A 22,966-nucleotide genomic window follows, 5' to 3' on the forward strand; every position below is an offset into this window, starting at 1 on the left:
CATCTGTAGGAGCGCGCCTTGCGCGCGACCGGTACGGAGCCGTGAATTCATCGCTCTGTACCAGTCGCGCGCAAGGCGCGCTCCTACATGGGGATTACGGTTCCGGGTTGGACGTGGTGTCGCGCTTGGCGCGGGGGGCTACAAGCGGTTCGCCGTGCACCACGAACCACACGTTTTCCGCGATGTTGGTCGCGTGGTCGCCGATGCGTTCGATGTTCTTCGCCATGAACAGCAGGTGCGTGCACGGCGTGATGTTGCGCGGATCTTCCATCATGTAGGTGAGCAGGGCGCGGAAGACCATCGTATAGGCTTCGTCCAGCTCCGCATCGGCCTTCCACACTTCGTAGGCCGCCTCGGCATCCTGGTCGTGATAGGCCTTGAGCACGTTGCGCAGCTGGTCGGCGGCCAGTTCGGCCAGGTTGGCCAGGCCACCGGCCACGGGAATCGGCGCCACGCGGCTGAGCGGAATGGAACGCTTGGCCACGTTCGCGGCGTAATCGCCGATGCGCTCGATGTCCGCGGCGATGCGCAGCGCGGCGAGCACGTTGCGCAGGTCGCTGGCGATCGGTGCACGCAGGGCGAACAGGCGCACTACGTCCTGGCTGATTTCCTGCTCCAGGACGTCGATGGCGTCGTCGTTGTCGACCACGCGCTGGGCGGCGCGCTCGTCGCGGCGCTCCACCACGTCGATGGCGGCCTCGATCTGGGCGACGGCAAGCTCGCCCATCTTCACGATTTCACCCGTGAGGCGCTTCAGTTCTTCGTCGTAGCTCTTGATGATGTGCTGGTGCGGCGTGTTCATCGCATCCCTCGTGTCTTGGGGCTCAGCCGAAACGGCCGGTGATGTAGTCTTCGGTCTGCTTTTTGTCCGGCTTCGTGAAGATCTTCTCGGTCCGGTCGAACTCGATCAGCTCGCCCATGTACATGAAGGCGGTCATGTCGGAGCAGCGTGCAGCCTGCTGCATGTTATGCGTCACGATGACGATCGTGAAATCCTTCTTCAGCTCTTCCACCAGCTGCTCGATGCGGCTGGTGGCGATGGGGTCGAGCGCCGAGGTGGGCTCGTCGAGCAGCAGCACCTCGGGCTTCAGCGCAATGCCGCGCGCGATGCACAGACGCTGCTGCTGGCCGCCGGAGAGGCCCAGCGCGCTCTGCTTGAGCTTGTCCTTCACCTCGTCCCACAGGGCTGCGCCACGCAGTGCCTGCTCCACGCGTTCTTCCATCTGCGAGCGCGAAAGCTTCTCGTGATGGCGGATGCCGTAGGCCACGTTTTCGAAGATGGTCATCGGAAACGGCACGGGCTTCTGGAACACCATGCCCACCTTGCTGCGCAGGCGGTTCATCGAGTACTTCGGATCGAGGATGTTCTCGCCGTCGAGCACGATCTCGCCCTGGGCGCGCAGGCCCGGGTAAATGGCATAGATGCGGTTGAAGATGCGCAGCAGGGTGGACTTGCCGCAGCCCGACGGACCGATGATGGCGGTGACCTTCTTCTCCGGTACGTCCATGGCGATGTTCTTCAGCGCATGGAATTCGTTGTAGTAGAAGTTGAGGTCGCGCACGGTCATCTTCGCGGGGACCTGGCCGAGGTCGACGCCCGAGGCGTGAGGCGACGTGCCAAAGCCCGGCTGGGAAACGACTTCGTTCATGTTAGTCATGGGACACCTTGGAGCGCGAGAAGGCAAAGCGGGCGATCAGGCTGAGCGCCAGCACGAACATGGTCAGCACGAAGGCACCGGCCCAGGCGAGCACGTTGATGTCCGGGCTCGGGTCCTTGGTGTATTCGTAGATGATCTGCGGCAGGCTCGGCATCTTGTCGAGCGGGTTGAAGGTCATGAAGTTGTTGCCGAAGGCCGTGAACAGCAGCGGAGCGGTTTCGCCACTGATGCGGGCCAGGGCCAGCAGGATGCCCGTCACGATGCCCGAGCGGGCAGAGCGCACGAGGATCTGCAAGGTGAGCTTCCACTGCGGCACGCCCAGCGACAGCGCGGCTTCGCGCAGCGTACCCGGCACCAGGCGCAGCATTTCGTCGGTGGTGCGCACGATGACGGGCAGGGCGATCAGGGCCAGCGCGATGCCGCCCGCGATACCCGAGAAGGTGACCGCACCGTCCGTGAGGTACTTGGAGGGCAGCACCACGATGGTATAGACGAACAGGCCCAGCACGATCGACGGTGCCGACAGCAGGATGTCGTTGAGGAAGCGGATGGTCGGGCCCAGGCGCGAACGGCGCGAGTACTCGGCCAGCCAGGTGCCGGCCGCCACGCCGATGGGGGTGGCGATGAGGATGCCCAGCACGTTGAGGATCAGGCTGCCCACCATGGCGTTGGCGAGGCCGCCTTCTTCGCGGTAGGCGGTGATCTTGGTGAACAGCTGCGGCTTCAGGCCAGCCAGGCCCTGGCTCAGGGTTTCCCAGAGGATCCAGGCCAGGAACAGCAGGCCGATGGCCGTGGCGACCACGCTGAAGATCATCGCCAGGATGTTCTTCACGCGGCGCGTGGTGTAGAGCGCGGAAGACATCAGCGGCCCTCCTTGGTGGCCATGCGACGAAGCATGAGGCGGGCGATCAGCAGCACGATGAAGGTCACCACGAAGAGCAGGAAGGCCAGCGCCATCAGGGCGGACTTCTGCAGGCCCTGGGCCTCGCCGAACTGGTTGGCGATGGTGGAGGCGATGGAGCTGCCGGTCTCCAGGAACGACCAGGAGAACTTGAAGGTATTGCCGAGCACGAAGGCCACGGCCATGGTTTCACCCAGCGCACGGCCCAGGCCGAGGAACACGCCGCCGATCACGGCGGTGCGGGTGTAGGGCACCACGATGTCCCACACCACTTCCCAGGTGCTGGAACCCAGCGCATAGGCCGATTCCTTCAGGCGGGTAGGCACGGTCTGGAAGACCTCGCGCATCACCGAGGAAATGAACGGGATGATCATCACCGCCAGCACGAGGCCGGCCGTGAGCACGCCGGCACCGAAGAAGGAGTATTCGCTGGAGAAGAACTTCGCGATTCCCGGCACGTGGGTCACCAGCCAGGACACCTTGCCGTCGGCCGGATCGGCGCTGAAGTTGTTCATCAGCCACGGCTTGATGTGCTCCGCCACGAAGGGGGCGAAGATGAAGAGACCCCACATGCCGTAGATGATCGACGGAATGCCGGCCAGCAGTTCGATGGCCGAGCTGACGGGGCCGCGCAGCCACTGCGGCGCGATCTCGGTAAGGAAGAGGGCGATGCCGAAGCTGATGGGCACGGCGACGACAAGTGCGATCAGCGCGGTCCCGACGGTGCCCATGATGGGCACGAGGGCGCCGTACTGGTCGTTGCTGGGATCCCACACGGAGCTGGTGAGAAAGCCCCAGCCGAACGTGCGGAAGGCGTCCTGGCCCAGCCACAGGGTGGAGGCGGCGGCGCCGATGAGCGCCAGGAGGACGAGCAGGGCACAGGCCTTGAGCACCCATCCAAAAAGGACGTCGTTGCGCGAATCCTTCGCGTTGCGGGCCGCTTCGGCCGACTTGGCGGCGGTCGTCACGGCGTTGCTGGCGGTGGCATGCATGCGAATGCTGTTTCCCGGGCCTATGCAAATTTATGGGTCGCCGCTCCTGTCGGAACGGCGACCCCCTTGGGCGATACCCTGGACCGGAAATGTTTCATCCGGCCTGTCGGTTCGCGACGATTACTTGAACTCGGCCCAGTAGGCTTCGATCTGCTTGACCAGCTCCGGCGGCAGGGCCACGTAGGAGAGCGAGGCGGCCTGCGACTGGCCGTTCTCGAGCGACCACTTGAAGAAATCGAAGGCCACCTTGGTGTGCTCCGGGTTCTTCGACTTCTTGTACATGATGATCCAGGTGGTGGCGGTGATCGGCCACGCCTTGGCGCCCGGGGCGTTCGTCATGATGAGGTTGAAGTCCTTGGCCGACTTCCAGTCCGCGGTGGCGGCGGCAGCGGCGAAGGCGTCGGCGTTCGGCTGAACCCACTGGCCGGCGGCGTTCTGCAGCTGGGCCCAGGAGATCTTGTTCTTCTCGGCGTAGGCGTATTCGACGTAGCCGATGGAGCCCGGGATCTGGCGCACGTACTGCGACACGCCTTCATTGCCCTTGCCACCGACGCCGGCCGGCCATTCGACGGCCGTGCCGAACTTCACCTTCGAGGCCCACTCGGGGCTGACCTTCGAGAGGTAGTTGGTGAAGTTGAACGAGGTGCCCGAACCGTCCGAGCGGTGCACGACGGTGATCTGCGCGGCCTTGCCTTCGAGACCGGTGAGGGCCGTCTTCAGCTCGGGGTTCAGCGCCAGGATCTCGGCGTTGTTCCATTCCTTGATGTCGCCAAGGAAGATCTTGGCGAGGACCGGGCCGGTGAGCTTCAGCTTGCCGGCGTCGATGCCCTTGATGTTGATGACCGGCACGATGCCGCCGACGACGCTGGGGAACTGGCCCAGGCCGAACTTCTGCAGGTCTTCGGCGCTCATCGGGGCGTCGGAGGCGCCGAAGTCGATGGTGCCTTCCTTGATCTGGGCGATACCGGCGCCCGAGCCGACGGACTGGTAGTTGAGCTTGTTACCCGTCTTCTCGGCGTAGGCCGCGGACCACTTGGAGATCACGGGATAGACGAAGCTCGAGCCGGCACCAGTGATATCGGTGGCATGCACGGCCGACATGCCGAACAGCGAAGCAGCGACGAGTGCAGCAATGCGGAGTTTGCGTGTGAACACGGAGTGGTCCTCGGTGGAGAGAGTGTCAGGCGAAGCGCGCCCGGGGCCGTATTGCAGCCCTGCCGTGTTGCAATGAAATGAGTTGAATGTTTCACGAATATGACACCCGTCTTTTTGGCGTCATATTCAGGAACTTACGAAAAGGCTCAAACGGCCAAAGGCGTTGCACGTTCCTGCTCTGCAAGCTCCAGGCGACGCCAGCGGTTGACGATTTCGCAGAACAGTTCGGCAGTGCGCTCCGCATCGTAAATGGCGGAATGCGCCTCTCGCGTATCGAACGGCACGCCTGCTGCGATGGCCGCACGGCTGAGCACGGTCTGCCCATAGGCCAGCCCGCCGAGCGTAGCGGTATCGAAGCAGCTGAAAGGGTGGAACGGGTTGCGCTTGTGTCCGACCCGGCGCACGGCCGCATTGAGAAAGCCCAGGTCGAACGCGGCGTTGTGCCCGACCAGGATGGCCCGCTGGCACTCCGCCTGCTTCACGGCCTCGCGTATGGCGGCGAAGACGTGGTCCAGGGCCTGGCGCTCGGGCAGGGCATTGCGGAAGGGGTGGTCCGGGTCGATGCCGGTGACCTCCAGGGAGCGGGGGTCGATATTGGCGCCGGGGAAGGGCTCGACATTGGCCGCGACGGCCGGATCCGGCACGAGCAGGCCTGAGGGGTCCATCCGGACGGGGACGACCGCGATCTCGAGCAGGGCATCGCGTTCGGAGTCGAACCCCCCGGTCTCGACGTCCACGATGACGGGCAGGAACCCGCGGAACCGCGCGGCCATCGTGGTGGCGGTGCTATTGCTCAATGTATCCATGTGACAAGGATACCAGCCCGGGGGGCAGGCCACCCATTCGTTAAGCGGATGTGCGCCTGTCTTGGTTTTGTAATAAAAAAGGCATGTAACGGTAAAGGGCGGGTTCCATTCTTCGCGGCGTTTGCTCCTTTTGAGTTTTTTCTGACCAAAAGACTCAAGGGGAGTGAGGGGCAGACATTCAAACCAACAAGCGGAGACATCCCATGCGTTCCAAGTTGCTCACGGTGGCCATTGCCGCCGGCCTGGGCGTTACGAGCTTCCATGTCGCGGCCGATCCGGCGTCGGCCAAGAAGGGGCAGACTGCGAGCCAGAGCGCCGAGGCGTCGAGGAACGCTGAGATCGAGGCCCTCAAGGCCCAGCTCCAGGCGTTGCAGGCAAAGGTCACCGAACTGGAGCAGCGCACCGATGCCCAGTCCGACATCAACGTCTCCACGGGCCAGAACCTCGAGGCCGTGCAGAAGCAGCAGGTCGTTGCCGATGCGGCGATCAAGAAGTCGGCCGACAAGATCTCCTACAAGGGCGTGAACATCACGCTCGGCGGCTTCCTCGCCGCCGAAACGATCTACCGCACGCATAACGAAGGCGCCGACATCGCGTCGAACTTCAATGCGATCCCGTACAAGAACAGCTCGGTCGGCCGCACGTCGGAAACGCACTTCACCGCGCGCCAGACCCGCGTCTCCCTGCTCGCCCAGGGCGACATCGATCCGAACACCCACGTCGCCGGCTACATCGAAGCCGACTTCATCGGTGGCGCCCAGACCGCGAACCAGAACGAGAGCAACTCGTTCAACCCGCGCGAGCGCAATGTCTACATGACGGTGGACTGGGACAACCCGGGCCTGCACCTGCTGGCCGGCCAGAACTGGTCGCTGCTGACGCTCAACAGCAAGGGCATCACCCCGCGCCAGGAGCTCACCCCTCCGCAGATCGACGCCCAGTACATCCCGGGCTTCACCTGGGCCCGCCAGACGCAGATCCGCCTGGTCAAGGATTTCAACAAGCAGTACTGGCTGGGTATCTCGCTGGAAAACCCGCAGACCACGTTCGGCGTGAGCCCGAACCAGTCGAAGGCGCCGGTGCAGCCGATCTACAACACCCCGGCCGGTTCCGGTTACGACTCGGCCAACACGCTGTCGCTTAACCACATCCCGGACGTGGTCGTGAAGTTCGCCGCCGACCCGGGCTTTGGTCACTACGAAATCTTCGGTGTGGGCCGCGCGTTCTACAACCGCTACAACTCGGGCCAGGGCAACAGCAACCACAACGTCTACGGTGGCGGCTACGGCATCGGCGTGATCCTGCCGGTGGTCGAGAAGGTGCTCGACTTCCAGTTCTCCGGCATGCAGGGTCGTGGCATCGGTCGTTACGGCAGCTCGCAGCTTCCGGACGTGACCTTCCGCCCGAACGGCTCCATCGCCCCCATCAAGGAAAACATGCTCCTTGCCGGCCTGACCTACCACGCCACGCCGGATTGGGACGTCTACGCCTTCGGCGGCCGCGAGCGCCAGCAGAAGGAAGCGTTCAACTACAACGGCGTGCCGCTCGGCTGGGGCAATGCCGGTTACAACAACGCCGGCTGCGATATCGAAGGCGGCAGCTGCGTAGGCAACACGAAGCAGATCTGGCAGGGCACGCTCGGTTTCTGGTGGAAGTTCTACCAGGGCAAGTTCGGTCGCGCGCAGTTCGGCGCCCAGTACTCGCACACCCAGCGCGAAGCGTTCGAAGGCATCGGTGGTTCGCCGAAGGCCAAGGAAGACATGTTCTTCACGAGCTTCCGCTACTACCCGTTCTGATACAGGTATCGCAAAGGAGTTCGACCCAGGGACGGAGAAAACGGCGGGCATATGCCCGCCGTTTTCATTCCGGGTGATGTCAGCGCTTGCTGACATCGTTCCCGGCATCCCAGCCGCCACCCAGCGCACGGATCAGGTCCACGCTGGATTGCAGCTGACGGGTACGCACCTGTTCGGCCGTGCGTTCCGCCTTCAGTGCCGCCGTCTGTGCGGTCACCACATCCAGATAGCTCACCACGCCTTCCATGTAGCGATTGGTCGCCAGCGTCTGCGATTCCTTCGCCGCGTCCGCCGCGGCATTTTCCTGGCTGGCCTCACGCCCTAAGTCTTCCAGCAGGGAGAGGTTGTCTTCCACCTCCTGGAAGGCATGCAGCACCACGCCGCGATACTGGGCCGAGGCCGCATCCAGCTCGGCTCTTGCCTGTGCAACGCGTGCTCGGCGCAGGCCGCCGTCGAACAGGGGCAGCGAAGCGAGAGGGCCCAGTGCCCAGAACCGGTTACCCGTGCTGAGCAGGCTGCCGTTGCCGACGTCCTGCCAGCCGAATCCCGCACCGAGGCTCAGGGTGGGAAAGAATGCGGCCCGGGCGACGCCGATGCTGGCATTGGCTGCAAAGGTCCGGCGTTCGGCCGCCGCGATATCCGGACGACGCTCCAGCAGGGTCGAGGGCACGCCGAGGGGAATGGCGGGAATCGACAGCGGGGTGTTCTTCTCCGGCATCGAGAACGTGGAGGCCGTTTCGCCCACGAGCGCCGCGATGGCGTGCTCGGCCAGCGCGCGCTGTGCGCGCAGCTCCGTGCCCTGTGCCTGTGCATCTGCGTACTGGGCATTGGCTCGCGCCACGTCCAGGCCGGACGACACGCCGCCTTCCATCCGCTTCTGCGTCATCTGCTGGCCATCCGCAAACGCCGACAGCGAATCGCGGACGATGCGTCGCTCGACATCCAGCCCGCGCAGGCGGATGTAGAGATCGGCCAGGCGTGCTTCCAGGCTCAGTTTCGCCGAACCGAGATCGGCCTTTGCCGCCACGCTGAGTGCCGTGCCCTGCGCCACTTCGTTGCGGATACGGCCCCACAGGTCGAGCTCGTAGCCGGCGTTGAACTGCACGGTGCGCGTGTCGTACTCGTCGGGCTGGTTGGAGCCGCGCAATGGACGGTTGTCGGACTGGCGGTTGTTGGTCGGGCTTGCGTCGAGGCTGGCGTGGGGCAGTTCATCGGCGCGAAGCTGCTGTTCGAAGGCGCGCGATGCGTTGTAACGAGCCAGTGCGACGGCGAGATCCGGGTTGCCGGCATCGAGCTTGCTTTCGAGTTCGTCGAGCGTGGGATCGCCATACACCTTCCACCACGGTCCACGTGACGCCTCGTCGCCCGGCGCGGCCGTCGTCCAGCCGTCCGGGTTCGCGGCACCCTTGAAGCTGTCGGGCAGCGCACCGATTGTTGGCGCCTTGTAGGTGGGCGCCAGGGAGCACCCGCCCAGCGCCAGAAGCAAGGCGGCGGTGGGCAGGCGTCGCGTCAGGTCACGCTTGCTTGCCACGGGGGGCCTCCTTGCCGGCAGGCGTGGCGATCTGCACGAGGTCACCCTGCGAGAGCGAATCCGACGGGTGGTCGACGATGCGGTCGCCCGGCTTCAGGCCGTGGTCGATTTCCAGGCGGTCGCCGAGGTCGATCGCGATGTGCACATCGCGCAGCACCACCTTGTTGTCGGCACCGACCACGGCGATCTGCGGACCAGCGGCGCGGAAGAGCAGGGTGGTGGCCGGTACCAGCACGGTGTTCGGGTCTGGCGTCAGCGACAGCTGCACTTCGGCGAAGTCGCCCGGCAGAAGATCGTTGCGCGGGTTCTCCACCTGGAACTGCGCGCGCAGCGTGCCGGACGCCGTGTTGATGGCACTGGAGCTGCCGATCAGCGTGCCGTCCACCATTTCACCACCGTGGCCGAGCACCAGCAGCTTCACCTTCATGCCGGGGCGCACCGCGGAGGCATAGCCCTGCGGTACTTCGGTATACAGGCGCATCTTGTTGGTGTCGGCCACGGCGAACAGCGGCTTGTCGCTATCGGTATTGGCCGTGATGAGGTCGCCGATATCGGTATTGCGCGCGGTCACCGTGCCATCGAACGGCGCGACGATGCGCTTGAAGCCTTCCAGCGCCGCGAGGCGGTCGACGTCGGCCTTGGCGGCAAGCACGTTGGCACGTGCCGTTTCCGCTTCGCTCGATTTTTCATCGGCCTCCTGCTTCGACACCGAACGCGAGGCGAGCAGGTTCTGCCAGCGCGTGGCAGTGGTCTCGGCCAGGCGCACGTCGGCCTGGGCACGGACAAGACCGGCCTTGGCCTGTTCGAACTGCTGGTCGAGTTCGGGCGTATCGATGGTGGCGAGCACCTGGCCGGCCTTCACCTTGTCGCCGATGTCCACGTTCCACTGCTTCAGGTAACCGGCCACGCGGGCATGGATCGGCGTGCTGATCCATGCGTCGAGATGGCCGGGCAGGGTGAGACCCTGTCCCTTCTCTGCGTTGGATGCAGTGATGACTTCCACGGTGGGAATGAGCTGTGCGTTCGTCCACTGGGTGAGCTCGTGCGATTCGACGCTGCGCAGCGAGAGGCCGGCGACGACAGCGACGACGGCGAGGCCCAGGCCGATGGCAATCGGCAGACGCAGGCGGGGCGGCCGTCCCGGTATCGCGGCAGGGGTTTCATGCGACATGGGGCTGGTCTCCGATAAGGCGTTGGTCAGAAGGAGCGGGTGCGGTGCGGCCGTGCACGATCGAGAAGATCACGGGCACGAAAAGCAGCGTGGCAAAGGTGGCGAAGATCAGGCCGCCGATGACGGCGCGACCGAGCGGGGAGTTCTGTTCGTGGCTGAGCGCCATGGGCAGCATGCCGATGACCATGGCCAGCGCCGTCATGCAGACCGGGCGGAAGCGGGTGAATCCGGCTTCCAGCGCGGCCTTCATGGCATCGCCGTGTTCGGCCAGCCGTTCGCGGCAGAAACTCACCACCAGGATCGAGTTGGCCGTGGCTACGCCCATGCACATGATGGCGCCGGTGAGTGCGGGTACCGACAGGCTCGTATGGGTGAGGAACAGCATCCACACGATGCCGGCGAGCGCGGCGGGCAGCGCTGTGATGATCACGAACGGATCGAGCCACGACTGGAAGTTCACCACGATCAGCAGGTAGATCAGCAATACCGCGCCGACCAGGCCGAACAGCAGGCCGCTGAAGGCTTCGTTCATCGTGCCGACCTGGCCGTGCAGGCTCACCAGCGTGCCCTTCGGTCGCGTGGCGGCGAAATGATCGAGTACCTTCTGCACGTCGCTGGACACGCCACCGAGGTCGCGATCCTGGATCGAGGCGTAGATGTCGAAGGAGGGCATGATGTTGTAGTGCGACACCACCGCATCGCTGGGGCCGCGCTTGAACGTGGCGATGCCGCCGAGAATCTGCGTCGGATGCGCGCCGGACGAGGTCACCGGCATGGCCTTCAGGTCGGCCATGGAGTCCATCTGGTACTGCGGCGTGGCCGCGACGATGGCATAGGACACGCCGTTCTTCGGGTTGAGCCAGAACGCCGGGGCCACCTGCGAGCTGCCGGCCAGCGAGGCCACCATGCTGTTGGTGACGTCACGCTCGGTGATGCCCAGGCCATCGGCACGCACGCGGTTCACCGTGACGTTCAGCTGCGGATAGCTCGAGCTTTGCTGCAAGCGTACGTCGGCGATGCCGGGGATCTTGCGCATCTGCTTCATGATCTCCTGCGCATAGGCCTCGTTGCCGGCGCGGTCGCGTCCGGAGATGGATACATCCAGCGGGGCAGGTGCGCCGAAGTTGAGGATCTGGCTGGTCATGTCGGCGGGCAGGAAGGCGAACTGCGTACCCGGGAATTCACGGGGCAGCTTCGCGCGCATGGTCCGCACGAAGTCGGCGCTGGCGCCGTGGCCTTCCTTCAGCACGATCTGGATGTCGCCATCCTGCGGACCGATGGTGCCGCTGCTGTTGTAGACCAGGTTCACGCCGCTGAGCGGCAGGCCGATATTGTCGATGATCGTATCGAGCTGGTCCGGCGGCACGATCCGGCGGATGGCGGCCTCGATGTGATCGAACTCGGCGGCCGTCTCTTCGATACGCGTACCCATCGGCGCACGGATGTGCATCGAGATCGAATCCGAATCCGTCGCCGGGAAGAAGTCGCGACCCAGGGCCGGCACGAGCACGAACGAGGCGAGCACGAAGCACAGGAAGCCGATGATGAACGGTTTCCGGTTGCCGAGCGCGACGCCAAGGATGGCGTAGTAACCGTCACGGATGCGGGTGAAGCGATGCTCGAAGCCCAGTTGGAAGGCCACGAGTGCACGCAGAACGGCGGGCTTGCGACGGCCGTGCTGGTCGCCTTCGTGATGGTTGATGTATGGGTCTTCGGGATGGGCGCCCACCCCCGTTTCCACGTGATGCGGCTTCAGCAGGTACATCGCCAGCGTCGGCACCAGGGTGCGCGAGAGGATGAACGACGACACCATCGCGAAGATCACCGACAGTGCCATGGGGCGGAACAGGAAGCCGGCGATGCCGTTGAGCATGAACATCGGCACGAACACGATGCAGATGCACAGCAGCGAAACGAAGGCCGGTGTCACGATCTGCTTCGCGCCATCCATGATGGCGTCGATCACGCCCTTGCCCTGTTCCAGATGCCAGTTGATGTTCTCGATGGTCACCGTGGCGTCGTCCACCAGGATGCCTACCGCGAGTGCCAGGCCGCCCAGGGTCATGACGTTGAGGGTCTGCCCGAACAGCGCAAGCAGGGCGATGGCCGAGAGGATCGCCAGCGGAATCGACAGGGCGATGATCACCGTCGAGCGCCAGCTGCCCAGGAACAGCAGGATCATCACCGAGGTCAGCAGCGCGGCGATCACGCCTTCGCGGGCCACCGAACTGATCGAGGCCTTCACGAAGATGGACTGGTCGCCCAGCAGGTTCGTCTTCAGCGACTTCGGCTGGGTTTCCTGGATGAGCGGCAGGAGCTTCTTGATGCCGGCCACCACGTCCAGCGTGGAGGCGTTGCCGTTCTTCAGTGCAGGCATCAGCACCGCGCGCTTGCCGTCCACGCGCACCACGTTGTTCTGCGGTGGGGAGCCGTCGCGCACGTGGGCCACGTCGCCGATGGTGATGGTGGCGCCGTTCACCGTCTTGATGGGCAGGTTGTTCAGCTCGTCGATGGCCGTGGGGCTGTTGTTGAGCTGCACGTTGTATTCAAACGTGCCGATCTTCGCCGTGCCCACGGGGATGATCTGGTTCTGCGCACTGAGCGCCGTGCCCACGTCCTGCGCGGAAAGGCCCTTGGCCGCCAGCGCCTGCGGATTCAGGTCGAGGGTCACCTGCTTCTGCTTGCCGCCGTAAGGCGTGGGGATCGCGACGCCAGGCACCGACACGAGGGTGGGGCGCATGAAGTTCTGCGCGATGTCGCGGATGTTCGCTTCGGAGAGCTTGTTGCTCGACAACGCCATCTGCAACACCGGCACGGTGGAGGCGTTGTAGTTAAGGATCAGCGGCGGCGTGATGCCCGGGGGCATCTGCTTGAGCACGGTCTGCGAGATCGAGGTGACCTGCGCGGTGGCAGTGCGGATGTCCACGCCTGGCTGGAAGAAGATCTTCACCACGCCCACGCCGGGCAGCGACTGCGACTCGATGTGCTCGATATCGTTCACGGCGGTGGTGAGCTGGCGCTCGTAGTAATAGATCACGCGGCCGGACATCTGGTCGGGCGGCAGGCCGGTGTAGGTCCACACCACGCTGATCACCGGGATGCCGATGTTCGGAAAGATGTCGGTGGGCGTGCGCAGGGCTGCCAGCGGTCCGGCGATGAGGATCAGCAGCGCCAGGACGATAAAGGTCAGGGGGCGCGAAAGCGCGATGCGGACGAGCGCTAGCATGGCCGGCGCTCCGGGAGCTCTTGGGTCGCGGGCGCGACGTCAGCAGGACGTCCTGTACGCCGTTCGGGCACTTGGGTGTTCATCGACGGATAACGCTCGGCTTTGCCTCGGGCGGAAGCGCCCAGTGGCATCATCCTTGTCGATGCTTGTGGAAATCTTTTGGCCCGGGAAAGGTTCGCGCAAGCCGGATCAGACGACCACGGGAGGCTCGCCGGGGGGCAGGGCGTCCATCACGATATGGGCCAGCAAGCCGTGTCCGCCGGGGGCTTCCAGCAGTTCGATGCTGGCATCGTGCAGCTCGACCGCACGTTGCACGATGCTCAGGCCCAGCCCAAAACCGCTGGCTGCGGCCTCCGTCTCGCGATGAAAGCGCCGGAACACGGCCTCGCGTCGCTCGACCGGAATGCCGGGGCCATCGTCGCGTATATCGATGATGGCCTTGCCGTCCCGGAGCGCGATATCGATATCTACCTGGCCGCGCTCGGGGGTATAGCGCAGCGCGTTTTCCACGAGATTGCGGAACATGGCCGTCATCGCTACCTCGTGGCCGGCCACGAGCAGTTCGGCCTCGTCGTGGTTGAGACTGAGGGAGATATCCTTTTCCGCGATCACCGGGGCCAGCTCTTCCACGACTTCCGTGGCAATGAGTACGAGGTCGAGCGGCATGCGGCGCTGCGAGGCTGCGCCGGCCTCCAGGCGGGCGATGGCGAGGATCTGCTCGATGCGCCGGCCCAGCCGGCCCAGGCTGCGCCGGGCGTTCTTCAGGGTGTACTGCACCTCGTCCGGGTCGTCGGCGATCAGCGCGCTTTCCAGGTGGATCATCGTGGCGGCAAGCGGGGTGCGCAGTTCGTGTGCCACGTCGCTGGCAAAACGATGCTCGCGCTCGATGGCGTCTTCCAGGCGTTCCAGCTGCTGGTTCAGCGTGACGATGAGCGGCTTGATCTCGTCCGGTGTGCGATCCAGCGCGATCGGTCGCCGGCTGCCGGGGGTGCGCCGGGCGAGCAGGCGGGTGAGCAGGTCGAGCGGGCGCAGGCCCTGCTTCACGGCGAGGCTGAGCAGGATCGCCAGCAAAGGCAGGCCGATCACCAGGGGCAGGGTGTGTTCGAGCACGAGGCCGCGCGTGATGTCCTGGCGGTTGTCGTAGCGCTCGCCGATGCGGATCACCAGGCCGAAGTGGTTCTGCAACGTGAAGATGCGCCAGCGCGTGCCCTCATGCTCGATGTTGCCGAAGCCGCGTTCCTCCTGGGCGGGGGCGGCCATGTTCACGAAGTTGGCCGTGGCGGCGATGAGATGACCGCTGGGGTCGTACGCCTGGAAACCGACCTCGGGCTCGTAGCTCTTCGCGTGCACGGGCACCAGCACGCCGCCGCGCTGGGCTTCCACCGGCAAGGTAATGCTGCGGACGTTTTCCTTGGGTACGTAGCCGGGCTGGCCGTAGGCCATGAGAATGCCCAGCGTGCGCCCGGCCTGGGCAAGGCGGCCGTCCAGCAACTGGTTCATCTCGCGCTGCTCGCGCTCGTAGCTGATGGCGCCCAGGGGAATCAGCACCACCACCATCACGCCGATGACGAGCCAGGTGAGGCGCGAGCGCAGGCTCAGGGTCTTCTTCACTGGGGGTCCCTGGGGATCATGTAGCCGATGCCTCGGATGGTGTGGATCACTTCGGGGCTGAGCTTGCGCCGCAGCCAGTGCACCTGCACCTCGATGGCATTGCGGTCCACGATGGTATCGAAGCCGTAGACCGAGCCTTCCAGGCTTTCCCTGCGCACGATACGCCCGGCCCGCTCCATGAGGATGCGCAGCACGGCGAACTCTCGGCGAGTGAGGGTGACGCGCTGGCCGCGGAACTCCACTTCCATGGTGGCCAGGTCGAGCAGCAGGCCGCCGACTTCCACCCGGTTATCCACCAGGCCCTGCGCCCGCCGGGTGAGCGAGCGAATGCGGGCGGCCAGCTCACCCAGGTGAAAGGGCTTCACCAGGTAATCGTCCGCGCCGAGGTCGAGCCCGCGGATACGGGCCTCCAGCGCATCGCGTGCGGTCATCACCAGCACCGGGGTCTTCACGCCCGAGCGCCGGGCTTCGGCGAGCAGTTCCAGGCCGTCCTTACCGGGAAGGCCCAGGTCGAGCAGCACGAGGTCGATGGAGCCGTCCGCCAGCGCCGCCAGGCCCTGGCGCCCATCGGTGAGCCAGGTGACGGCATAGGACTGGTGTTCGAGAGCGTGTTTGATCGCCTCGCCCAGTTCGGTGTCGTCTTCCATCAGGAGGATATGCATGGATGTGGCTCGGCTCGGCGGTTCGGATAGGCCCGGGGAGACTGACATGATCGGGAGCATGGCTTTTGCCTTGCTTTTGTCCCCTTGCTGCGAATCGTCTCACCGGCTGAGGGGGCTTGCGAAGGCGTAACGTGAACGGATTCCCACCGTATTTCCAGTCCGACCCCTACTGGAAACGGGCATTTATCACGGTTTTGCAGGTGAATTTGCCCAAAAGCTGAATCTGTTGCGTTGCAGCGCTTGCAAGGTAACAGGGCGGTGGGTAGGTTCGGCCGTCATGGGTATCTCCTTCGCCAGCGCCATGCGTCGATTCCTCAGCACGATGATCGTGCTCGTGGGGCTCTTCGTCGCCTGTGGCACGGTGCAGGCCAACCCATGCGTTGCGCACGACGATGCCTCCCTCATGGAGCATGTTTCCCATGATGCGGCGGGCGTCTTCGCTTCCGACGACGATGCTCGAGGCACCGTGCCCTCGCTCGAAGACAATAGCTACAGCCTCGACGACACCTTCGATGTCCCCGCCGAGCACGTGATCAGCGTGCCTCGCGCCAGCACCCCGCGCCCGGTCGATCTCGTGCCTCCGCCGCACGCACATCACCCGCGCCAGGACCATCGTCCCCCGATCGTCTGATTGCCCCCCGCGTGCCGTCGCGTCCGCGACGACGCCATCTTCCTCGCACCACAAAACACCTATGCGCATCGGCATGAGCCGAGGCGTTCGCGGGCCCGCGCGCCTGCACACCGATCCTCCCCCAAAGAGAGAGAACCGCCATGGAACGTCTTATCCAGGGTTTCGAACAGTTTCGCCGTGAAATGACCGCCGAGCACCGCGAGCTCTTCTCGCGCCTGGCATCCGGGCAGACCCCGCACACCATGTTCATCACCTGCGCCGATTCGCGCGTGATGCCGGAACTGATATTCAACGCCCAGCCGGGCGATCTTTTCGTCTATCGCAACGTGGGCAACATCGTGCCGCCGTATGCACAGCACGTCAGCGGCGTGGTAGCGGCCATCGAGTACGCTGTCACGGCGCTCAAGGTGCAGCACATCGTGATCTGCGGCCACTCCGACTGTGGTGCGATGAAGGCCCTGCAGAATCCGGCCGCGCTTAAGGGCAAGCCGTCCGTCGAGCAGTGGCTGAAGCATGCCGATGTCGCACGCTATGTGGTGGCCGAGAACCGTCCCACCATCCTGGGCGAGGAAGGCCTGCGCTACCTCACCGAGGAAAACGTGGTCGGCCAGCTTGAGCACATGCGCACGCTGCCTGCCGTGGCCGCTGCGATGGCGAACGGTAGCCTGCGTATCCACGGCTGGATCTACGACATCGCCAAGACCGAGATCACCGCTTTCGACCCCGCCCAGGGTCGCTTCCGTCCGCTGGTTGCGGACATGCCGGATGCGACCCCCCACGCACGTTTCTCCGTGCGACTGCCGGTGGCTTCTGCCGCTTAAGGACCAACCCCGATGCGCACGTATTTCTCCCAGGGCCTGTTTGGCCGCGACCTCCTAGGATCGGTGGTCGTTTTTCTTGTCGCTCTGCCGTTGTGCATGGGTATCGCTATCGCGTCGGGCATGCCGCCCAGCGCGGGCCTGATAACCGGCATCGTCGGCGGTATCGTCGTAGGCGCCATCGCCGGCTCGCCGCTACAGGTCAGCGGCCCGGCGGCGGGCCTGGCGGTCCTGGTGTTCGAACTGGTGCGCGAGCACGGCGTGGCCGCCCTTGGCCCCGTCGTGCTCCTTGCGGGCCTGATCCAGATCGTGGCCGGCCTGTGCAAGGTCGGCGTGTGGTTCCGCATGACGTCGCCGGCCGTGGTGGCCGGCATGCTGTCGGGCATCGGCATCCTCATCGTGGCCTCGCAGTCGCATGTGCTGCTCGACGCGATTCCGAAAGCCCGTGGTCTGGAAAACTTCGCGGCGCTCCCCGCTGCCGCGTGGGAATCGGTCACCGGTGCCGCCGAAGGGCAGGCACCTGCCGCGCTCATGGTCGGCCTTGGCACCATTGCCATCATGCTGGGCTGGGAAAAGCTCCGCCCCGCGAAGCTGCGATTCATCCCCGGTGCGTTGCTTGCCGTGGTTGCCATGACGCTCATCGCGCAGTTCGGTGCGCTCGACGTCAAGCGCGTGGACGTGCCCGCCAATCTGTTCTCGGCGGTGAGCCTGCCCAGCATGGGCAGCCTGTTTGGCCTGTTCGATGCGAGCCTGTTGGTGGCCGCGGCTACCTTCGCCTTCATCGCCAGTGCTGAAACCCTGCTTTCCGCCGCAGCGGTGGATCGCATGCATGACGGCGTGCGCACCCAATACGACCGTGAGCTTACGGCGCAGGGCGTGGGCAACCTCATCTGTGGCTTCCTCGGTGCACTGCCGATGACGGGCGTGATCGTGCGTAGCGCAGCCAACGTGCAGGCGGGTTCCGCCACGCGCATGGCGGCCATCTACCACGGTGTGTGGCTGCTGGCCTTCGTGATGCTGCTGCCCTGGCTGATGCGCATGACCCCGGTCTCGTGCCTCGCAGGCATCCTGGTGTTCACCGGCGTGAAGATGGTCAACCCGAAGCAGATCAAGGACCTCGCCGCCTACGGCAAGGGCACCGCGGCCGTCTACGTCGCGACCACCGTCGCCATCGTGGCCACCGACCTGCTCACCGGTGTGATCGTGGGCTTCGGCCTGTCGCTGTTCCGCCTTGCGCTGCTGTCGTCGAAACTGAAGATGGACGTCAAGCACCATGACGAGCCGGGCCAGGCCACGCTGCACCTGGAAGGTTCGGCCACGTTCCTCAAGGTGCCGAGCATGGCCCGCACGCTGGAAGCCGTGCCGCCGAACACGCGTCTGAGCGTGTCGATGGATCGCCTGCAGCATGTGGACCAGGCATCGCTGGAACTGCTGCGTGAGTGGGGCCGTAATGCCTCGAAACGCGGTTGCGAGTTGATCGTCGACTGGCAGGAACTGGGTCGACGGGTCGAGGGTTCGCCCAAGGCCGCTTGATGAGTTGGTTGGCGTGACGTCGTTGCCGGTCGCGCGCAGGCGCGCTCCTACATGGAGTGTCCTGCGCGCAACCGGCAACACATGCGCAATACGCCCCTGTAGGAGCGCGCCTTGCGCGCGACCGTCAACGCGATTGCCCACAAATGAGTTAAAAGCCCCCAATAGCCCAAGGCCCGACAGCCGCACACCTCCAAACCCGCGATACCCCTTGTAGGAGCGCGCCTTGCGCGCGACCCCTACGAAGAAGCCATTTCGAATCCCTGAGTCTGCCGGGCCATACGCTTGATTGCAGGCTATCGCGTTGCCGGTCGCGCGCAAGGCGCGCTCCTACAAGGAAGGCTTGTCGTGCTCAGGTGGCCTTTGTCTTCTGCTTGTATGCACAAAGATCAATGATCGGGCAGCCCGGGCACTCCGGCTTGCGTGCCTTGCACACATAGCGCCCGTGCAGGATCAACCAGTGATGCGCATCCTGGATGAACTCCTTCGGGATCACTTTCTCCAGCTTGTCTTCCACCTTGCGCACATCCGGACCCGGCGCGAGCCCGGTGCGGTTGGCCACGCGGAAGATATGCGTATCCACGGCGATGGTCGGCTGGCCGAAGGCCGTGTTGAGCACCACGTTGGCCGTCTTGCGGCCGACACCAGGCAGTTCTTCCAGCGCCTCGCGTGATTGCGGCACCTCGCCGTCGTAACGGTCGACGAGGATCTGGCTCATGGCGATGAGGTTCTTCGCCTTGTTGTTGTAGAGCCCGATGGTGCTGATGTAGGTCTTCAGCTTGTCCAGGCCAAGATCCAGAATCTTCTGCGCCGTGTTGGCCACCGGAAAAAGCTTGCGCGTGGCCTTGTTCACACCAACGTCGGTAGCCTGCGCCGACAGCGCCACCGCCGACAGCAGCTCGAAGGGCGTGGTGTATTCCAGTTCGGTCTTCGGATGCGGGTTCAGCTCGCGCAAGCGGCTGAACATCTCGACGATGTCGGCTTTCTTCACGGAGCGTCCTTCTTTTTTGCCTTGGCGCGGGCCAGGGCTTCCAGTACGGCATTGCGTGCAGCCGGCGCGCCGACGTCCCGCTTGCTGGCGGCGAGCTGTTGCTCGCGCAGTTCACGCTGGCGGCCCAGCCGCGCTTCGCGCCGCTGGAATCGCTGGCGTGCTGCATCGGCGTGAGCGGGGTCTTCCGCCTGTGCGGCTGGCATCGGGTCGAGTCGGATGCAATCCACCGGGCAGGCGGGCACGCACAGTTCGCAGCCCGTGCAAAGGTCGCTCAGCACGGAGTGCATCAGCTTTGATGCGCCCACGATGGCATCCACGGGACAGACCTGGATGCACTTCGTGCAGCCGATGCATTCGGCTTCGACCACACGGGCGAGCGTGCGCGGCTTCTCGTCGCCACGGGATGTGTCGAGAGGAATGGCAGGGCGATCGAGCAGGGCGGCAAGCCGGGCGATGCCGATGGCACCACCCGGCGGGCAGCGATTGATGTCCGCTTCGCTGGCGGCGATGGCTTCCGCGTACGGGCGGCAGCCATGGAAGCCGCACTGCTCGCACTGGGTCTGTGGGAGCAGGTCGTCGATGCGGTCGGCGAGCGTTGGCGTCATGGCTGGCGCACGGCCGATAGGGCGATCAGCGGACGGTGGCGCCCGGTGCGGCGCCCTGGTCGGCATCGAGCAGGAACAAATCCGCACCGCCTTCGCCGGCGGACAGGATCATGCCTTCGGACAGGCCGAAGCGCATCTTGCGCGGGGCGAGGTTGGCGATGAACACCACGTTGCGGCCGATGAGCTTTTCCGGTTCGCCATATGCGGCGCGGATGCCGGAGAAGATCTGGCGCTTGCCCAGCGGGCCGGCGTCGAGTTCGAAGCGCAGAAGCTTGTCCGAGCCCTCCACGAATTCGCAGGCTTCGACCTTGCCGATGCGAAGGTCGAGACGGGCGAAGTCGTCGATGGAGATGGTGGCGGATTCGTTGGTGGTCTCGGTCATGGCTTTCGGTGCTTCTTTGGGCTTGTTCGATTTCTTGGTGTCGGCCTTGGCCACTTCACGCGCCTGTTCGGCTGGCGTCAGTGACTCCTTCGACGCTTCGACCATGGCTTCGATCTTCTTCGGATCGAGGCGGGCGAACAGCGGCGTGAAGGCGTTGAGCGTGTGGCCGAACAGTTCGCGACGGGCATCGGCGAAGTTTTCAATGGAGCCGCCGAGGAAGGTTTCGGCGCCGGCCACGGTGGTCGGCACGATGGGCTTCAGCAGGCCGGACAACAGGCGGAAGGCATGGATGGCGAAGGTGCAGACCTGCTGCAGTTCATCGCGGCGGTTTTCATCCTTGGCGATGACCCACGGTGCCTTCGTGGCGATGTAGCCATTGATGATATCGGCCATGGCGACAAAGCGGCGGGTGACTTCGGCGTATTCGTCAGCTTCGTAGAGCGCTTCGATGCCGTCGTACTGGCCAAGCAGGTCGCTCCAGAGGGCGGTGGCTTCCGCATCGAAACGATCCGCAAGCTTGCCGGCGAAGTGGGTATGCAGGAAGCCCGCCGTGCGGCTGGCGATGTTCGCCCACTTGCCCACAAGGTGCGAATTGACGCGCTCTTCGAAGGACTTGAGGTCGAGGTCCACGTCGACGGGCGCCGGGCCGAGCATGGTGGCGAAGTAATAGCGCAGCGCTTCGGGGTCGAGACCTGCATCGAGATAGGTGCGGGCCTGGATGAAGGTGCCGCGCGACTTGGACATCTTCGCGCCGTTCACGGTGAGGTAGCCGTTGACGTGCAGCGCGGTGGGTACGCGAAGACCCGCGCCGTGCAACATCGCCGGCCAGAACAGGCCGTGGAAGTTGATGATGTCCTTGCCGATGAAGTGATGCAGTTCGGCGGTGCTGTCCTTGCCGAGGAAGTCGTCGTAGCGCAGGCCGGTGCGTTCGCACAGTGCCTTGAACGAGGCCAGGTAACCGACCGGCGCATCGAGCCACACGTAGAAGAACTTGCCCGGGGCATCGGGAATCGGGAAGCCGAAGTAGGGCGCGTCACGGGAGATGTCCCAGTCGCGCAGGCCGCCATCGATCCACTCGCCGAGCTTGGCCACGACGCTGCTGTCGGCCGTGGGCTTGCCGTCGGTGAAATTGCCGGCGAACCAGTCACGCAGCAGTTGCTCGAACTTGCCCAGTTCGAAGAAGTAGTGCTCGGAGTCGCGCAGGATCGGCGTGGCGCCGGACATCACGGAGTAGGGGTTCACCAGGTCCGTGGGCGCATAGGTGGCGCCGCAGTTCTCGCAGTTGTCGCCGTACTGGTCGGGCGTGCCGCAGTTGGGGCAGGTGCCCTTGATGTAGCGATCAGGCAGGAACATGTCCCGCGTGGGGTCGTACAACTGCTGGATGTCGCGGCGGGCGATATAGCCGCCATCGCGCAGGCGCAGGTAGATCGCCGTGGCGAGCTCCTGGTTCTCCGGCGAGTGCGTGGTGTGGTACTGGTCGTAGCTGAAGTGGAAGCCTGCGAAGTCGGCTTCGTGGCCGGCGCGGATGTCGTCGATGTACTGCTCGGACGTCTTTCCGGCCTTTTCGGCAGCCAGCATGATCGGCGTGCCATGGGCGTCCTCGCCCGCCACGTACCAGACCTCGTTGCCCTGCATTCGCTGCGCCCGCGCCCAGATGTCGGCTTCGATGTAGCCGAGCATGTGGCCCAGGTGGAGCGGGCCGTTGGCATAGGGAAGGGCGTTGGTAACGAGGATGCGGCGGGCCATGATGCTCACGGTCGGCTATGGGACCGGGGATTATGGCATGGCGCCCGCTGGCAGCGGGCCGTGGAATGAGGCGTCACGCGTTGTCCCGGTCGCGCGCAAGGCGCGCTCCTACAAACCCACCCTGTAGGAACGCCCTCGCGCGACCACCCGAAGCGAATCCCCTACCCTGTAGGAGCGCGCCTCGCGCGCGACCAGCCCGAAGCGAAGCCCGCACCCTGTAGGAGCGCGCCTCGCGCGCGACCGGTTGATCCGGGCGCCGACTGGAGGCGACGTAGGCCCTTACTCGTCGCGCACCCACTCCTGGCTGCGACCGAGCAGGGAAAAACCGATATAGCCGTGCACATCGAGCTTCTTACCGCCGTCCACCAGCTTCAGGTTGACCTTGTAGATCTTGCCCTTGGACGGGTCGAGGATCTGGCCGCCCGACCACTGGTCGTCGTCCTTCTTCAGGCCCCACATGATGGTCATGCCCTCGATGGGCTTGTTCTTGCGCTCGCCGTCGCACTTGGCGCAGATGAGGTGGCCTTGCGCGTCGCGCGCGGCGCCCGGGGTGGGCTTGAGCACCTGGAGCACCTTGCCCTCAAGCACGCCGCCATTCTCGGTGATCTCGACGACAGACTTCACCTCGTGGGTGGTGTCATCGATGGTCTTCCACTTGCCCACCGGGGTATCGGTGGAGGCGAGGGCGGGGAGGGCGGCCGTCGCGAAGGCGAGGGCGGCGGTGGTGCGGATCAGGTGGTTCACGGACATCGGG

The 22,966-nt window shown here is 64.9% G+C and carries 19 protein-coding genes; 4 read left to right on the top strand and 15 right to left on the bottom strand.

What is annotated here, in order from left to right; all coding sequences use genetic code 11:
• Window positions 1–94: 94 nt before the first annotated feature.
• The 6 genes from phoU to rnt all read right to left on the bottom strand — a co-directional run bounded on the left by phoU (window position 95) and on the right by rnt (window position 5,512).
• Window positions 95–802: a phosphate signaling complex protein PhoU gene (gene phoU / locus HBF25_RS13980; RefSeq protein WP_166949405.1), complete on the bottom strand. Its 708-nt coding sequence runs from the start codon at window positions 800–802 to the stop codon at window positions 95–97.
• A 22-nt stretch (window positions 803–824) separates the two neighbouring features.
• Window positions 825–1,568: a phosphate ABC transporter ATP-binding protein PstB gene (gene pstB / locus HBF25_RS13985; protein ID WP_243853243.1), complete on the bottom strand. Its 744-nt coding sequence runs from the start codon at window positions 1,566–1,568 to the stop codon at window positions 825–827.
• A gap of 82 nt (window positions 1,569–1,650) precedes the next feature.
• Complete coding sequence (gene pstA, locus HBF25_RS13990) at window positions 1,651–2,520, bottom strand: phosphate ABC transporter permease PstA (protein ID WP_166949409.1); 870 nt, start codon at window positions 2,518–2,520, stop codon at window positions 1,651–1,653.
• Window positions 2,520–3,551, bottom strand: a complete 1,032-nt coding sequence (gene pstC, locus HBF25_RS13995; RefSeq protein ID WP_166949411.1) for a phosphate ABC transporter permease subunit PstC — start codon at window positions 3,549–3,551, stop codon at window positions 2,520–2,522. The genes pstA and pstC overlap by 1 nt, the downstream gene beginning before the upstream one ends.
• 120 nt (window positions 3,552–3,671) lie before the next feature.
• Complete coding sequence (gene pstS, locus HBF25_RS14000; protein WP_341778087.1) at window positions 3,672–4,685, bottom strand: phosphate ABC transporter substrate-binding protein PstS; 1,014 nt, start codon at window positions 4,683–4,685, stop codon at window positions 3,672–3,674.
• 167 nt (window positions 4,686–4,852) lie between these two features.
• The gene (rnt, locus tag HBF25_RS14005) at window positions 4,853–5,512 is read right to left on the bottom strand and encodes a ribonuclease T (protein ID WP_166949415.1); all 660 of its coding nucleotides are present in this window, start codon (window positions 5,510–5,512) and stop codon (window positions 4,853–4,855) included.
• Between the two features lie 203 nt (window positions 5,513–5,715).
• Between rnt and HBF25_RS22225 the strand changes: the two genes are divergently transcribed.
• Window positions 5,716–7,308 carry a coiled-coil domain-containing protein gene (locus tag HBF25_RS22225; RefSeq protein WP_243853235.1) on the top strand — a complete coding sequence of 531 codons (1,593 nt, stop codon included), beginning with the start codon at window positions 5,716–5,718 and terminating at the stop codon, window positions 7,306–7,308.
• A gap of 79 nt (window positions 7,309–7,387) precedes the next feature.
• Here HBF25_RS22225 and HBF25_RS14015 read toward each other — a convergent pair whose 3' ends face one another.
• The 5 genes from HBF25_RS14015 to HBF25_RS14035 form a co-directional block, all read right to left on the bottom strand.
• The gene (locus HBF25_RS14015) at window positions 7,388–8,839 is read right to left on the bottom strand and encodes an efflux transporter outer membrane subunit (protein WP_250876747.1); all 1,452 of its coding nucleotides are present in this window, start codon (window positions 8,837–8,839) and stop codon (window positions 7,388–7,390) included.
• Window positions 8,823–10,010 carry an efflux RND transporter periplasmic adaptor subunit gene (locus HBF25_RS14020; RefSeq protein ID WP_166949417.1) on the bottom strand — a complete coding sequence of 396 codons (1,188 nt, stop codon included), beginning with the start codon at window positions 10,008–10,010 and terminating at the stop codon, window positions 8,823–8,825. The genes HBF25_RS14015 and HBF25_RS14020 overlap by 17 nt, the downstream gene beginning before the upstream one ends.
• Window positions 10,000–13,236: an efflux RND transporter permease subunit gene (locus HBF25_RS14025; protein WP_166949419.1), complete on the bottom strand. Its 3,237-nt coding sequence runs from the start codon at window positions 13,234–13,236 to the stop codon at window positions 10,000–10,002. The genes HBF25_RS14020 and HBF25_RS14025 overlap by 11 nt, the downstream gene beginning before the upstream one ends.
• 189 nt (window positions 13,237–13,425) lie before the next feature.
• Window positions 13,426–14,847 carry a sensor histidine kinase gene (locus HBF25_RS14030; RefSeq protein WP_341778084.1) on the bottom strand — a complete coding sequence of 474 codons (1,422 nt, stop codon included), beginning with the start codon at window positions 14,845–14,847 and terminating at the stop codon, window positions 13,426–13,428.
• Entirely contained in the window at window positions 14,844–15,509 is a 666-nt protein-coding gene (locus HBF25_RS14035; RefSeq protein WP_166949421.1) for a response regulator, read from the bottom strand. The genes HBF25_RS14030 and HBF25_RS14035 overlap by 4 nt, the downstream gene beginning before the upstream one ends.
• Window positions 15,510–15,786: 277 nt before the next feature.
• Here HBF25_RS14035 and HBF25_RS14040 point away from each other — a divergent pair, with 277 nt between their 5' ends.
• From HBF25_RS14040 to HBF25_RS14050, 3 genes are all read left to right on the top strand, one after another.
• Window positions 15,787–16,140, top strand: a complete 354-nt coding sequence (locus HBF25_RS14040) for a hypothetical protein (RefSeq protein WP_166949423.1) — start codon at window positions 15,787–15,789, stop codon at window positions 16,138–16,140.
• 140 nt (window positions 16,141–16,280) lie between these two features.
• A complete protein-coding gene (locus HBF25_RS14045) occupies window positions 16,281–16,961 on the top strand; it encodes a carbonic anhydrase (RefSeq protein ID WP_166949425.1) in 681 nt (226 codons plus the stop codon).
• A gap of 12 nt (window positions 16,962–16,973) precedes the next feature.
• Entirely contained in the window at window positions 16,974–18,491 is a 1,518-nt protein-coding gene (locus HBF25_RS14050) for a SulP family inorganic anion transporter (protein WP_166949427.1), read from the top strand.
• A 349-nt stretch (window positions 18,492–18,840) separates the two neighbouring features.
• On the opposite strand, the gene nth is transcribed toward HBF25_RS14050, so the two are convergent.
• From nth to HBF25_RS14070, 4 genes are all read right to left on the bottom strand, one after another.
• Window positions 18,841–19,455, bottom strand: a complete 615-nt coding sequence (gene nth, locus HBF25_RS14055; protein ID WP_166949667.1) for an endonuclease III — start codon at window positions 19,453–19,455, stop codon at window positions 18,841–18,843.
• Between the two features lie 20 nt (window positions 19,456–19,475).
• Window positions 19,476–20,084, bottom strand: coding sequence for an RnfABCDGE type electron transport complex subunit B (locus HBF25_RS14060; RefSeq protein ID WP_166949429.1), 609 nt, complete (start codon window positions 20,082–20,084; stop codon window positions 19,476–19,478).
• 25 nt (window positions 20,085–20,109) lie between these two features.
• Entirely contained in the window at window positions 20,110–22,212 is a 2,103-nt protein-coding gene (gene metG / locus HBF25_RS14065; protein ID WP_166949439.1) for a methionine--tRNA ligase, read from the bottom strand.
• A 279-nt stretch (window positions 22,213–22,491) separates the two neighbouring features.
• Complete coding sequence (locus HBF25_RS14070; RefSeq protein ID WP_166949441.1) at window positions 22,492–22,962, bottom strand: DUF2147 domain-containing protein; 471 nt, start codon at window positions 22,960–22,962, stop codon at window positions 22,492–22,494.
• Between the last annotated feature and the right edge of the window lie 4 nt (window positions 22,963–22,966).

It is taken from the genome of Luteibacter anthropi (genome assembly GCF_011759365.1).
GTDB lineage: Bacteria > Pseudomonadota > Gammaproteobacteria > Xanthomonadales > Rhodanobacteraceae > Luteibacter > Luteibacter anthropi.